The organism is Paenibacillus sp. KACC 21273, from assembly GCF_028736095.1.
Lineage (GTDB): Bacteria > Bacillota > Bacilli > Paenibacillales > Paenibacillaceae > Saccharibacillus > Saccharibacillus kyungheensis.
In genome coordinates this window covers 1,736,972-1,752,044 of record NZ_CP117876.1, presented here as the reverse complement: position 1 = coordinate 1,752,044, position 15,073 = coordinate 1,736,972, and the positions used below count along the sequence as shown (strand labels likewise).

The following is a 15,073-nucleotide window of genomic DNA, read 5'->3' as shown; positions in this document are numbered from 1 at the left end:
AGATAGACATTCCTTTTATTCAAATTTAAATCGACGTTCCAATCCTTTGAACAGCAACGTCAATACTAATGTCATTAATAGATAAATAATACCAGCCAAGACAAACGGGGTAATTGTAAAATCACGATTGACAGCTGTTTGTGCAAAGTGAAGTAATTCCGGTACAGCTACGGCATACAATAATGCAGTATCTTTTACCAGCGTGATTGACTCATTTGCCAGTGCAGGTAATGCTACCCGAATCATTTGCGGGATAATGACTTTGGTCATCGTTTGCCATTTGCTAAGTCCAAGCACCTGTGCAGCTTCATGTTGTCCTTTATCAATCGACAATAATCCACCTCTAAAAATCTCTGCAAAATAAGCCGCATAATTCAATACAAAAGCAAGCCCTGCTGCTACAAAACGATCAAATACCAAATAGTCACCTATAATCGGCAACATCGGTAATCCAAAGCAGAAAAAGAGTAATTGCAACAATAGCGGTGTTCCACGAGTAATATAGATAAACGTATGGGCTATCCAAGATAATAATTTGATACTGCTATTAGCTAACAATGTAATTCCAAATCCTAATGGGATCGAAAGTACGATTGCAATCAAAAATAGAATAATCGTATTTTTAGCACCCTCTAGCATCGGGCCTATAATTTGTAATAAGTAATCTACACTCATGATATTCGACTCCTACATCTCAACATTTTGAATTCAAGTCTTGCTCTTTACAAAAGAAAACCGGGTTGTATCGCTCAACCGGTTTTCTGATGATTTTTTATATGTGGTGCACTATTTTATCAAACAGTTATACATCATCTTTACTGGTGTTATTTCAAAACTTTATCTTCGCCAAACCATGTTGTTGAAATTTTGGCTGCGGTACCATCGCTATTCAATTCATCCAGCGCTTTTTGCAAGCTGTTAAGCAATTCTTCATTACCTTGTTTTACACCGATACCGTATTCTTCAGGAGACAACGATTCATCCAGTAATTTAAAAGTATTCGGCTCTTTAGACATATAATAACGAGCAACTACTTCATCAATAACGACAGCATCCAGACGACCATTTTTCAAATCGCTCAATGCCAGTACATTATCAGGAAACTCGCTTACTTCTTTAAGTTGTGCTTTGATCGGGTTCGCTTCCAACGCATCTGAAGCGGAAGATAGTGATTGTAGTCCTACAGTTTTGCCAGCTAGATCATTAAACGTATTAATCGGTGAGTTAGCAAGCACTGCCACCACCTGACTATTCGCTAGATAAGGTTTGGTAAATAGTACCTTTTGCTTGCGCTCATCTGTAATCGTATATCCGTTCCAGATCAGATCAATCCGTCCACTATTTAATTCAGATTCTTTGGCAGACCAGTCTATCGGCTGAAACTCAACTTGTTTACCCATTTTAGCGGCTGCCGCTTTGGCATAATCAATATCAAAACCAACAATATTATTTTGTTCATCACGAAATCCCATAGGTGCAAATTTGTCATCGATGCCGATTACTAACTTATTGTCGTCCTTGTTAGTACCACTAGAACATCCTGCCAATACCAATAAAACAACACTAAAAAGTAATACCCATCCTGCTATTTTTCTCTGTTTCATATGATCGCTCCTCTTACAATTTACCGAACGCTTTAGTTCGTTACCACGTTATCAGAACCACTATAATAACATAGCATGGAAGTGAAGTCGAGCGCTATCGTATAGAAGTAAAAGATATTTAGTTATTTAACATTTGTGACTATGTATCCAATGTCTAATCATAATGCTTATCGTAAAAATACATATAAAAAGCACCCGCTTAGGGGTGCTGTTGGAATAGCTATTATACGGCTTCCAGTGCATTCATAAAACGCTGAATATAATAAGTAGGAATATTCTGTTCCATCCAATCGGTAATGTCCTGATACACCAAGCTATATTTTGTATTTAAATATTGAGGATGCGGTAGAACTTCGACTTCCTCAAAATAATTTTTAACTTTGCGACGCAAATTACGCAAAACTTGCTGTTTGGATTCTACATCTTCACGGTCTTCAATTAGCAAATGGTCTTCTAATTGGTTACCATCGTTCATCATGATTTCGCGGCTATACATAAATCGTTCGCCTACACTTAATTCACTTTCATAAAAATTAGCATATACTTTATTATCTACAATAATTCGTCTACTGTAGATGCGTTTCAATTCGCCCATACTACGATCGAATTTTCTATAGGTTTCGACTCCGATCGTATCAATCAATTCACAGATTGTTTTTACAGCTTGTTGGTAATTTTCTTCTTTACTATCATACAATTCAAAGATATCTACTTTTTTGTAACGAAAACGAATATACGATTTGGATAACTTACCATACATATAAAAAACAATACTAACATCAAGAATCTGGTCATTGTACTGCACATCCATATTGACATATCGGTGCTGTTGACGCATAAGATTCTACCCCTTTTCTTGTTGAATTGATTGGGCTAGTAAATCGTTTATTCGACAAGGTGGATACCTTTAAAATAAATGTACTAAGCTACCATCGTATACAAATAAATCTAATCTATACAAGGATTTAACCTTTTAATTACAATTCAAATCAAAAGAAGCACAGTTATTATCAAAAATATTTACCATAAGTCAAAAATTAAACCATTTTTTTCTGTGCTTATAGTAAACCTATCTGGTATTTTGTTGGAATATTTGTAGATGTACAGGGATTTTTACTGTTTTATTACACCTTCATCAAGCGTATTTCATTGTCTCTTTTTTACTTTCCAGATACATATGTAAGAGGAGCCTCTATGTATGCTTTATCAATCTACACATCAAAAAACAGACGAACACTAATGTTCAGCCTGTTTTTATATATAGTATGATTTATAGTTGTTGTTAGATAAATGTATGCAGTTTAGTTGGTTGTTGCTGTATATCGGCTAACCAATTCGCTAATTTTGCCTCTTACTGCTAAATCGGAATTTTGACGATTTTTCAAAATAGCATGTACTTGAGCCACAAAGCTATTTTCTGTATCTTCTGTTTCCATTACAGGTGCTGTTACCATAGATTCTAAGTTCATCATAATTCCTCCAAATCAATTAATACGCTCTTGAATGATACGCTTATTTAATATGACCCCGATTACAGTCGTTTAAAACACACTTTTACAAATATATTGGAAATACTTAGAAACTAATTAGAGGTATATATAGTTTGTAATCGTTATCAAATAGTATCAATATGTTGTTTGAAGAATTTTAGAAAAATAAAAAAAGTTCCAAAATCATTTGGAACTTTATACAGGCAGCCTTATCCTTCTGCAATATCTGCTCGTAATGCACTAGCCACTTCTATCATTTTTGGGATAACAGCTTCATTGGTACCTGATACGTATAGATCACCTTCATAATGACGAAACGGAATTGAAGCTGTTCCAATATCCCACAAGAAGAAATCTCCTTCGATCGACATCGTAGCTTCTCCTTTAACGGTAAACACAGGGGTATAGATAAAGTCCGGCTGCAACGAAAAATAAGCCTGACACTCTTCTAATGTAATCGGATCCACTTGACCTTCTGGTTGTTGCATTTCTCTGGTAATACGATAACGCTGAATCATATGATGTCGCTCCTTTATTGAATAAATCATATTAAATATGAAATTAAGTATTTTTAATATTCGAAGTCAGCTAGCTATTTATCTAGTATCTATCGAAGTTTTAAAGTAACAAAAAAAGCCTTAAATATCAAGGTTTTTGATAAATAGAGAATATAATAAAATATTTCGTCTCCAATTTGTCCCCGGCTTTGTTTAGTTACAAAATATCTATAAAACGTAAAATAAAAAAGCCCTTGAGAGACAAGGACTTTCGGTTATGACCTGTAGTGGGATCGAACCACTGACCCCTACCCTGTCAAGATAGTATATTTAGTATTTCTATAAAGAAACCTTGATATACATGAATCTATATAAAATAAACCACTAACTATTTAAAATCACTTTCATTATTATATAGTGGCTTATTTTAAAAGTAAATAGTGTTATACAAATTATAAGATAGTGTCTTAAAATAATGATTTTAATTGGATACGGTAGAATGTATATATAGTAGAATCAGATTTTAATGTGGCTTTCAATTGGAAATAACCTTGTGGAATACTTGAACTCACAGTAGCGGCTTTAAGTGTTACACTTGTTCCTGTTTGACTAGTAATCGTTGCTTTATTGGTAGTAGATGTCTTATCATCTGCAAATAACGACCATGTAACATCTTCTTGTTTAGGAGATACTGTAACATTCCAAGTATCTGTTTTTGCACTAGTGATCGTAGTATTACCAGAAATAGAAATTGATTTCTTTATCATTTCTGAATGAGCCACAACTTCATAATAATCTATTACACTGTTATCTTCTTGAAGTACGGCTTTTATATAAAATGTTACATCTGATCCTGTAATGTTTGTATTCTTCACATAAATTTGATTGAAAGAATCTTCTTCTATAATAGAAGCAATAGATAATGGAATATCAGTTACTTTATCATTTGCTACGAGTGACCAATTAACTTTACGATTGTCTTCCTGTTTACCATTGTTATAAACAAATTTTCCTAAGAACATTGTATCGTTATAAACCAACTCATGGGCTGGATCATGACCTGTATAAATCATAACTCCATAATTATTAGGTACATAGTAATTGAGATGCATAGGTACATATCCATAAATAGTAGAATTAGAATTAAGCGTAACCTTGATATATACATCTTCTGGGATTCCTTTATTTACATTAAGTAAAGTAGCCATTTGATTAGTGATATTGCCAAGTTGAGCAACATCTGTAGATACTTCTGTTGTCATATTTGCATAAACGACTTGATAAGTTACATCTGCATCTTTTACAGGAATACCATTATTATATACAGTACTTTTGATTGTAGAAGATTCGTTATACTCTAACGAAGTTTTATCAGCAGATACTTCAATCGTAAATTTATCTGGTATTTTCACATGAATTGTAATGGAATCTTGGAACATCTCATTATTAATGATCTGCGCTTTAATTTTTGCTGTCCCTGCTGATAGGGCTGTAATCAAACCAGACGAATTTATAGTAGCCACACTAGAGTTATCTGAACTGAATATAATTTTGGCACTAGATGGAGCCTTGTACTGGACAAACGAAGTATCTCCTATCACCAATAACGCATTATTTAGTGGCGATGTAATTGTAACTTTACAATCTAAACCATTAGCCACATTGTTAAATAAATCATCACTAGAGGATATTTGATCAACTTTGGCTGTAATTTTACATATTCCTACACGCTCATATGTATCTATACCTGTTACTATGAATGGCTTTTTATTTACTATAAATCTATCATTTAAAGCGATTTTCTGAGAATGAACATCATCTTTCATATGTACATGGATAGAACCAGAAGGTAATGTTAAAAATTCACCTACGTCTATTCCAAATGTGATAGTCTCAATATAAGCATCTATATAGGTATAATCACAATTTTTATTAAAGGTAATTGTAAATGGTAGTTTACGTATAATACCTTTATATTTGTTATAACGCTTATCATTTTCTTCTGATATGACAATATATTTATGAGAGTTGTATACAATAATATCGCCACGTTGAAATGAATCCAGTGTAGTCAATCTTTTATCATCATAGTTCTGTTCCAATTGTGTATTTGTAATAAGAGCCTTTCTTTCTATTCCATTTACGGTAATTAATTTGCCCAACTGGGATAATACAAATTTAAAGTCAGTAGTGTTGATATCTCCAAACATATGGACATCCAAATGATTTCCTTCTTTCGTATATTATTGATTAAATAAAAAGAACACATTAGAAGACTTTTGTTGATCTACAATAGGAAGCATTCTAATTTTACGTTCTATTTGTTCAATGCGATTTTGTAAATTCTCAGCAAACATAGAAATAGTAATATCATCCTCTTTATAATTCTTCATGTAAGATGGATTATTGGCTATTGAATTAAGAATAGATAATGTAGTCATTAATAACTTGCGTTTGAACACTTCAGATTGTGAATCATATGTATCTGTAGGTCTTAGTCCTTCTTCCTCTAAATAAATAGAATATTGATCGTCTGGAATAGACATGCCGATTTCTATTTTTATACGTTCAAGGTTAGTCATAACCATAAGTATTCCTCCTTTAATTTTTGATTAATTGATAACATCCATGAAAGATATACAAGATATCAGCAAACATAGAAAAGATAATAAGACTATAAATAATTCGTTGTTTAAGTGGTACTTTAAACATAAACTTTGTTCTCCCTTTTATAATTTGATATATAAAAAAGCCACTCAATAAAGAGTGACTTACAATTTACGTATTAATTTTGAAAATCTATTACTGATAGTCGATAATTTTTAGTATCTCCATTTTTTCTAGTCATCATATCAAAATATTTTTGAGCATTAGGCTGTAATCCATCTCCTGAATTAACATATGTCCAATCAGAATCAATCACATTATTAGATACGTCTAAATATTCAACCTTTACTTTGACATAATATACTGGATATTTAGTATTATTCTTTACAGCACCAGTAACATAAATATAACTATCATCAACTTTAGCATTCTTATCTGTTATTTCTAACTCTGGAACATAAGAATCTACATAATCTTTAGTTGTTTTTTTAGCAGTCATTTCTCCAAATTTAGTTATTCTTGCTTTACGTGTATTAATATCTGCTTTAATTAAATCATTAGTAATTAATTCATTAATAGCAAAGTGTTCTCCTAATAAGGTAATGTACTTATCTTTTAAATATTTAGAGTCTTGTGATATATTTGTTCCTTTTTTATTAATAATTTCTAAATTATTTATTATTTTTGTTAATATCTCTGCTTGCTCAATACCACTTATAGATTTTAATTCTTCCTCTGTAGGATAATAATTACTCTGCTGTTGAATTTGACTAGAACTTGCTTGAGCCACATGTTCTTTTGTGGAAGACTGGCAACCAAGTAGAAGTCCAAATAAATTCACAACTAATACACCTAATATAATTATTTTCAAATTTCTATTTCGTTTCAATATTAACTCCTCCTATTGTCATATGTATTCACAAAACCAATATAAATATACATTAATATCCATTTTGTGGACTATATTATCTGTATCGGTTATATGAATCAAAATGATAATAGTTAAAAAGGAGTTTTTTTCTTGCCTGATGAAACTATTCTCTTAAAATCATTAACTGGAAAGATTATTAAAACACTTAGAATCAAGAATAATATGAATCAAGAAGATTTAGCATTTGCATGTAATGTAGATCGTAGTTACATATCTATGTTAGAACGTGGATTGAATGAACCTTCCTTAACTAAGATATTTGATATATCCAAAGCGCTTAATATTACACCTAGTCAATTTGTTAAAATGGTTGAATTAGAACATGAACGAATGAAAAATTTAGAGGATATGTAAGAAGCACCCCATTTAGGAGTGCTTTTGTTTTTTAAAATTTAATCGCTCAGAAATATCTATTTCTAAATTTTCTATTTTATTCAATTTCTTACTATATTCAAATAAATTAGTAGGCTTAAATGTGCTTATTCTATTTATTATCTTATTATCATTATCATTAATCTTAGAATAAGTTACTAATCGCTCATATATATTAGTAGAAATGTGTAATTTTTTTATTTCTGTTTCTATAGTTTCGCTTAAAATCTTTAATTCATTCAAAATAGCCTCTAACAAGATAACTTCGTATGATTCTTTAGTAGTTCCATCAATATAGTAATTATCTTGTCTCAATAAAATTTCTTCATAATTTATTTGTTTTAAAATTCTTTCAAGAGAAAAACCTTCAATCCCAAATATTTCTTTGATTAAAATTTCAATCTGTTCAATATTCTCAATAGGCTCTTCAGAATTTAATAACATATAATCCCTCCTAAATTATTAGTTCATAAATACCATACAATATGATACCTTACTTTAATTTTCCAATTTTTATATTTTTTTCTTCAGTGTGAAAATGAGTATGCTGTGGAATCATTTTAAATTTTTAGGGTAATCATACCTATATTAATAATATTATATTTAACTATCAAAAGATTTTATATGTATAATAGTACAAATGATCCTTATTCAACTCTATTATTCATCAATTTAACGTCAAAATAGACCACTATCTATACTAGATGGTGTCCTATTTACCCTATAACGATCCTTATCAGGTAAATTAGACCCATTAAATATGAATATAATTACATATAAGATGATAAATATTATATTCTCTCACTAATATCATAGTTATTCATAAAATTTAACTTCTAACTTTTGATTATTATAATCTACTGATCAATTTGATATAAGAACTATAACGACATTAAGTGTCTGTTATAGTCCCCTAAGACAGTAAGCGTGAGTCGATATTACACTTTTAAGTTATATTGCACTGTTTACTTTGTTTTATACATAACTATCATTTTACTATTATGAATTTTTCATGTATTGTTTTTATTACATTAGTTATATGCATCTTCTGTATCTTTATTATTCTCTTTACTTAATCTTGCCATCTCAGCCACTATATCATTTGTATACGGAGATTGACTTAATATACTTTCGATGCTAATGGCTCCCATCTCTTTCAATTTAGATAAATTATCAATCACATCTTTTTCACTTTGTGGCATAGCATATTGGAATACAATATCAATTGTATTAAATTGTTCATCTGTAAATTTGATTCCTTTGTACTCTAACAATGTTCTAATCTTATATAGTCTGTCTTTAATGCTTTCCTTAATAAACTTCTCACTGATCATCGCTTTTAAATTACTTAGACTGAATAAAAGTTTAATGCTAACTTCACTCAAGTTACTAATATCTGTCTTACCTAGAACAACACCAGGAGTACTTGAGATATCTAGTAAACTCATCATAAGATGTTTATATAAGGTTTCAAACGCATCATGATTAAACTCATTATTTTCAAATTTAAAATCTGCATCACTATCTAAAACAAGACCACCGCCAACAATTTCGGTAGGTAATCCTGCATTCGTCAATTGTTGACCTTTAACAATAGGTATACCTACAATATGTTTATAAAAAGCATCAGTGCTCTTTGATAATAAATCTTCCATTGAATCTAAAATGCTTTTATAGTCAATAAGATCACTACGACCAAAGTTGCTATCTAATGGATTATCATTTTTATATATTGTCGGCAATCCACTTAAATTACTGTATGTTCCTGTTTTTAATAAACTTCCTCCTGCGTTAGAATGTTTTTCTACACGTTCGGGATAATAGATATTATAGAAACTCACATTATGTACTGTATAGAACTCTACAAAAGCAATGTATTCATTCTCACTATTAAATACAGGATAACTATCAGCAGGATCAAATATTTTAGATGTAATCTTCCCATCTTTAATATAAACATACTCATAACTATTTCCATATCTATTCACATTAGATACATTATCAAAGTCAATTTTGTCATAACCATTTTTGTATACTTCTTTAATAGCAGATACGACTTCTTCATGTCCTGTCAATGTTATTTTATTTCCTACTAAATATGCTGTTGAGAACTCAAGTAATCGCTTAGCATATTGAAGTACAATCTTTCTTGGCACAAACACTTTACCGTTAAACATTTCATTAGGACGAGTATTGATAGCATGTTGTCCAGATAGATATTCTTTAGTATCAAGGATATCCGTAATACGTGTTTGTTGATGAATATCACTACAGTATTCTACAAACCACTCATTTCCGTAGCCAAAATCATTTATAAATCCTTGTATTAAACCGTCTTTACTATCATAAGATAAATATATTCCATCTGTTGTATATGATAATGGATTATTAATATGTTTCATGTTAAAACTCCTTCTATATGTAATTTATACGTACCACTTATTCGCTTTCATGGCTTGAATAGAAAGTGCTGATGCAATCACTAAATCATCATGATTATTTGCACCTTTTCGGTTCCCCATTTTCCCACCATAATCTATAAACATCATCATTTCTTGTAAGGTATCTCTACAATGAATCAACATTAATTTACGTTCAAATTGCTCTTTATAGTCACTAATCATAATTGCTTTAGATTTGTCCGTAGTTAGCCATCCTAATATCAATTTCTTTTGCCCATTATTCCCAAACGTTTTATGTTTATATAAATTCATATATTCATAGTCTTGTCTTAATCGTTCTATAACAGGTAATCCATAAGAATTTCGTTCAATGGCTAGAAATGCATAATTATAGTATCTTCCTAGACTATTAATAATCTCAGCAAATTCGTACACACTAACTTTGTTGTTAGCAAATGTACATACTTGTATCCCTTCATTATCTATGATTGAAATTGTACTATTATCTGCACCCGATCCACTGGCTGTATCACAACCTCCATAGTACTTTATGCTATGTTTAGGTAAGTGAAATACGTGTAAGCCTTTGCCAATAAATTTTTGTAAAGTATCAGGTAAATCTAATTTCAATTCTTCTTTAATTAATTCAGGAATCAAATTTTCTATACGCTCTAATATAATAGATTGTTTAAATACGGTATTTCCTGAACTACGGAATGCTTCTTCTGGAAAACTAGGATATTCTTGTTGAAAATCGGCTAAATCCATACTAGTCAACTTCCATATTCGCCACATTAGCATTCTTAAATTAGCACCTAGATCATATAGTTTCTTTTCTTCCTCTCCTAAATCTTTAACACTTAATCTCGATTTTATTCTGGCAATATACCATTGCTCCGCTATATCATGTTCATATCTAAATTGCTCTTTATATGCATCTGCCATCCAGTTATAGAAAAAGGGTTTCCATTTAGTATTACCTTTCCAACTTTTCATAAACAAATCAAAATAGTGATTATTTGTTCCATTGGCTGAAGTTTCAATAACAATTTTACTATCTGCGTTTTTGGCTAAGGATTGTTCTATGGAAGTTAAAATCTTCTTTTGATCTCCAGTATAAAAAGCAAATTCTGATAATAAAACATAAGATAACGTACTTCCTCTACCTATTTCTTTGTTATTACCTTGTGCTGTAGCAATTAGAATACGAGCACCATTAGATAACACCAATTCATTTCTATTATCTCTAGTTGTGGTAGGAAATTTATTTGGATATTTTTTTCTAGGAAGATTATCGTTCATGAATTTTAAGCGACTAAATAGAGTAGAGGAACTTTCAGAGGATAAAGAAACAATCATGTATTGTGTATTTGGTTTATTGATAGCATTCCAAAGACATAAACCTAAACTTAGCGTGCTAAATCCAATCTGCCTAGCCTTTAAAATTATATTAAATTTTTCCATAGTATCTATAAACTCTGTTTGTTCTTTATTTAAAACAAATGGAATAGTATCTCCTTGATTATCTATAATTTTGAGAAAGTTTTTAGCAAATAATTTAAAGTCTTGCATAACTAAATCAAAGTTTGATTTTCTAGTGTCTGATTTTACAACCATATTTAATTCCCTTCCTTTAGATAGAAAAAGACAGCCATAAATTGACTGTCTCCTAATAATTATGTATGATGTATATAGTCGTATGGGAAAGCATCCCTGCGACTATTTCTATTTTATAAGTCTAATTCATCGTATTCTTCTTTATCCTCACTCGATGTAAAAAACTTTTCTGCTTCTTTTCGATGTAAATTAATTTCACGTTGTAATTTTAATAACATTTCTATATCTTTAGGTTCTGGATTTTTTGCATTTTCTACTTTTTTTTTACACAAATCATAAATCATAATTAAATCCTCTGCTTGTTTAGCACCAAGTACAATACTTGTGATATGTTTGAACTCTTCTGTACGTTCCCATCTATCGTATGTAGCAAAACTTTTTAAATCTACTTGTTTCAGAAATTGCTCTGCTGTCATATTTTTTTCTCTACCGAACCATAGATTGAATTTAAATTTGATATACATAGCCTTCTTCATCGGTAACCGTTTTAACATCTCTTCAATTGTCAATTTCATCCATTCCCTTCTTAAATTATTCCAACAATAATGTGAGATATTAAATATCCACCTGTAATGTAGAGTGGAATAATGATAGTACTTTTAAGTATTTCTTGACTAGCCATTTTAACTATTTTATTCATTGTAACTATCCCCTTAATTATCATTCTATCCAATCCTCTTCACCTTATAGTTTCTTATTCAATAGATAAATAATGAGCGTACTTTTGACTAAAAGGAAAAAGTTAAGCACGGAACATTTAGCAGGGCGCTTTTCCCGATAAATGAGACGCAATCCTTATATCACTATTTTAATGTGGAATAGGATGATTTACATATTAGAATCTAAGATTAAGACCGAACTCTCGCCAATCGGTTAAAAATAAATACCCATTTTTAACCCCTGAGCCGTTCAGGCTCTTGTTATGATTTATTCTTATTAATACTTCAATTGATACTATATTACTCTAAGAATAGGAGGCATATTTATCTGCTTTTTCCTTACATTTTTGATGTCAGTTAGACACAAGTTGTGTTCATAATTTACTCAGAGTCATCAGATAAGCCTACTGGGATATTAGTGTCCACCATAATATCTTCTCCATTTAACCATTGTATGAATAACATTCTCATACGTTTAGAAGGTATATAGACATGTATGTCATTATCTTCACGAATAGCAGAACGCCAAATGAATTGGATTAACTCGCTTACAGCCCACAAATTTTGATCCACTTTAACATCATATTGACTAAAATAATTTGTAATCACTGGACGCATATATCTGTTAATTAAATAGGCTACATGTTTACGATCTCTATATTCATTAGTAGCACGAATATTACATGATAAAAAACTTGCACCATATCTTCTTTTTTCACCTATATCATCTTGAAAATCTTTAAACGTTGTCCATATTCTATCTGAAGCCGAAGCCTTGACTATATTCTTAAAATAGTTGTTCATATTATTTTTTAATAGTTTATGTAACTCTTTTTTCTTCTTATTGTTGTACCATGACTTACTTAAATCTGTAAGTCTATTTTTATCATTCTCACCAATATTATTTAAATTGCCTTCATAGATATGAATTTTCTGCTTCAAATTATGTCTGATCATTATTTCTTTCTCGTGATTATTCCCTTTAATAAATTGTCGAAAGTAATCACCAAAGCCTGTAAATTCAACTGTATATTTTTCATAAGGAATGTGATGAAGATCAAAATAATACTTTTGAATTTGACCATCAAATAAATAAGTTAAAACATAGCACTCATCAAATGCTTGAAATATTTGATAAGGAAATGACCATATCATCGTATTATTAGAATATTGTTTTAAACTTTTATTTAAGGACATTTGTTTCAAATCATTAAATCTACCATCATATTCATTGGCATCAGTGTTATCTATATTCCATTGCATAAAATCATGTTCATCTTTATACCAGAATTGATTATCCATAAACATTTTCTGATCTCTTTCTTTAACTGGAAAATCACTTACTACATCCATCACTTCATCTAAAATTAAAATATATCCCCCTGATTTAATCAATTCAATGACTTCTATACTAATTTCTTTAAATAAAGCATGAGTTGAAGCAATATTCTTACCTTCAGATAGTAATGTGATAAAGGAATCCATTTTATATCTGAAATTCCCATCTTTATCATAGTTCTCTGGTGAATAAAAAATTTTGGAAGAACATTCACGTTTAATACGATCAATCTCATTTAGAAACGGGGTGATGTATATATATCGCTTGTCATCGTTTTGATTCATCATTTGAATAGCAGCCGTACTTTTACCCGAACCCATAATACTGTCTACAACCCTAATTGGCTTCATTGATTTTTTTGTACCCTCCATTATTACCATTCCTTTTGCTGTTTAATTTTTTTTGAATTCAACTAGAATTCGATATAAGTTTTCATTCTTTTTAAACATCCAAAATTGATCTTTAGTCTTAGTGTGTAACCCTGTGCAGACAAATTCAATCCCATGATCATATCTTAAATGCTTTGCAAGTTTACGATCATATACATAAAAAAATGTATCTTCCATTCGATCACCTCCCTTATAGATATATCCCATATATATGTTGATTGATAAATCTATCTAATTATTTTTTGGTATACTGAAAACGATCTTTTGCTGTTAAAGCAAAACTAAACACATTAGGCTTATAAGTAACACTAGAATCAATATAGTATGCTCCTCTAGTGAATTGCTCTTTTTCTATAAATGATATTTCTGGTAAAGACAATTTAAAACCAAATAATTCACTTAACATTTCTAATTTAATATTAGTTTCTAGTTTTCCATTAGTATTTAGATTGATTTTACTCTTTAAACTATATTTACTATTAACTTTATTAAAGTCTTGTTTAGTCACACTATCTAAAAATTGGATAAGATGTTCAAATCCTAAATTTATAAAATATTGATTATGTACTTGTTTATATCGCATATCATAATGACCAAGATAACTACTATCAATTGCTAGTAATACAAGTAATCTTTCTCTATCTTTTGGTAAAGAAATATTATAATAACTCATAATTTGTAATAAAGTTGAGCCACAGTACTTAGTATAATAATTAGCACAATGAATATGATTAATAGCATTTAAATTGGCTGAATTTGGATTAACTTTATCATCTTTTTGAATAGATACAACATGATTATCCCAAGTCATCCCTTCTCCTTCGATGGCTATATCTACATAGATTATTTCCTTTTGGGTAGAAAAATTAGATCTATACATTTGCTCAAAATTGTAAAAATATTTAACTTTATATCTAAAAAATCTATTCAACATATAGCATGACAACAAACTGTCTAAATCATCAGACATACATAAATCATATTTTCCTCGTTCACTTGTATCATTAACCCATTGCGGAAATGCTTTTTTAATTGATTGCTTCATATGTTAGATGAACTGATCTCATCTAACTCTTACATTGTATTGCTCCCTATTTTGTATTACTCCCATTTAATTTAGATTATTGTTTTATGTATAATGTTATGCATTTTACAATAACCCCTAA

16 protein-coding genes are annotated in these 15,073 nt (G+C 30.2%); 1 reads left to right on the top strand and 15 read right to left on the bottom strand.

What is annotated here, in order from left to right; all coding sequences use genetic code 11:
• Positions 1-15 precede the first annotated feature (15 nt).
• From PQ460_RS07965 to PQ460_RS07930, 8 genes are all read right to left on the bottom strand, one after another.
• Complete coding sequence (locus PQ460_RS07965) at positions 16-675, bottom strand: amino acid ABC transporter permease (RefSeq protein WP_274172300.1); 660 nt, start codon at positions 673-675, stop codon at positions 16-18.
• Positions 676-824: 149 nt separating this feature from the next.
• Entirely contained in the window at positions 825-1,604 is a 780-nt protein-coding gene (locus PQ460_RS07960) for an amino acid ABC transporter substrate-binding protein (protein ID WP_274172299.1), read from the bottom strand.
• Between the two features lie 223 nt (positions 1,605-1,827).
• Positions 1,828-2,442 carry a hypothetical protein gene (locus PQ460_RS07955; RefSeq protein ID WP_273613052.1) on the bottom strand — a complete coding sequence of 205 codons (615 nt, stop codon included), beginning with the start codon at positions 2,440-2,442 and terminating at the stop codon, positions 1,828-1,830.
• Positions 2,443-2,905: 463 nt separating this feature from the next.
• Entirely contained in the window at positions 2,906-3,073 is a 168-nt protein-coding gene (locus PQ460_RS07950) for a hypothetical protein (RefSeq protein WP_273613053.1), read from the bottom strand.
• Positions 3,074-3,303: 230 nt separating this feature from the next.
• Positions 3,304-3,612 carry a hypothetical protein gene (locus PQ460_RS07945; RefSeq protein WP_274172298.1) on the bottom strand — a complete coding sequence of 103 codons (309 nt, stop codon included), beginning with the start codon at positions 3,610-3,612 and terminating at the stop codon, positions 3,304-3,306.
• A 446-nt stretch (positions 3,613-4,058) separates the two neighbouring features.
• A complete protein-coding gene (locus PQ460_RS07940) occupies positions 4,059-5,813 on the bottom strand; it encodes an Ig-like domain-containing protein (RefSeq protein WP_274172297.1) in 1,755 nt (584 codons plus the stop codon).
• A gap of 21 nt (positions 5,814-5,834) precedes the next feature.
• Complete coding sequence (locus PQ460_RS07935) at positions 5,835-6,179, bottom strand: hypothetical protein (protein ID WP_274172296.1); 345 nt, start codon at positions 6,177-6,179, stop codon at positions 5,835-5,837.
• Positions 6,180-6,376: 197 nt separating this feature from the next.
• On the bottom strand, positions 6,377-7,087 hold the full coding sequence (locus PQ460_RS07930; protein ID WP_274172295.1) for an FxLYD domain-containing protein: 711 nt from the start codon (positions 7,085-7,087) through the stop codon (positions 6,377-6,379).
• Positions 7,088-7,219: 132 nt separating this feature from the next.
• Between PQ460_RS07930 and PQ460_RS07925 the strand changes: the two genes are divergently transcribed.
• Entirely contained in the window at positions 7,220-7,483 is a 264-nt protein-coding gene (locus tag PQ460_RS07925) for a helix-turn-helix domain-containing protein (RefSeq protein ID WP_274172294.1), read from the top strand.
• A gap of 12 nt (positions 7,484-7,495) precedes the next feature.
• Here PQ460_RS07925 and PQ460_RS07920 read toward each other — a convergent pair whose 3' ends face one another.
• From PQ460_RS07920 to PQ460_RS07890, 7 genes are all read right to left on the bottom strand, one after another.
• On the bottom strand, positions 7,496-7,945 hold the full coding sequence (locus PQ460_RS07920) for a hypothetical protein (RefSeq protein ID WP_274172293.1): 450 nt from the start codon (positions 7,943-7,945) through the stop codon (positions 7,496-7,498).
• A 587-nt stretch (positions 7,946-8,532) separates the two neighbouring features.
• A complete protein-coding gene (locus tag PQ460_RS07915) occupies positions 8,533-9,903 on the bottom strand; it encodes a phage portal protein (protein WP_274172292.1) in 1,371 nt (456 codons plus the stop codon).
• 24 nt (positions 9,904-9,927) lie between these two features.
• Positions 9,928-11,520 carry a phage terminase large subunit family protein gene (locus PQ460_RS07910; protein WP_274172291.1) on the bottom strand — a complete coding sequence of 531 codons (1,593 nt, stop codon included), beginning with the start codon at positions 11,518-11,520 and terminating at the stop codon, positions 9,928-9,930.
• 113 nt (positions 11,521-11,633) lie between these two features.
• Positions 11,634-12,035 carry a hypothetical protein gene (locus PQ460_RS07905; protein WP_274172290.1) on the bottom strand — a complete coding sequence of 134 codons (402 nt, stop codon included), beginning with the start codon at positions 12,033-12,035 and terminating at the stop codon, positions 11,634-11,636.
• Positions 12,036-12,560: 525 nt separating this feature from the next.
• The gene (locus PQ460_RS07900) at positions 12,561-13,889 is read right to left on the bottom strand and encodes a hypothetical protein (protein ID WP_274172289.1); all 1,329 of its coding nucleotides are present in this window, start codon (positions 13,887-13,889) and stop codon (positions 12,561-12,563) included.
• Positions 13,890-13,910: 21 nt separating this feature from the next.
• Positions 13,911-14,084, bottom strand: coding sequence for a hypothetical protein (locus PQ460_RS07895; protein ID WP_274172288.1), 174 nt, complete (start codon positions 14,082-14,084; stop codon positions 13,911-13,913).
• Positions 14,085-14,142: 58 nt separating this feature from the next.
• Complete coding sequence (locus PQ460_RS07890; protein ID WP_274172287.1) at positions 14,143-14,952, bottom strand: hypothetical protein; 810 nt, start codon at positions 14,950-14,952, stop codon at positions 14,143-14,145.
• Between the last annotated feature and the right edge of the window lie 121 nt (positions 14,953-15,073).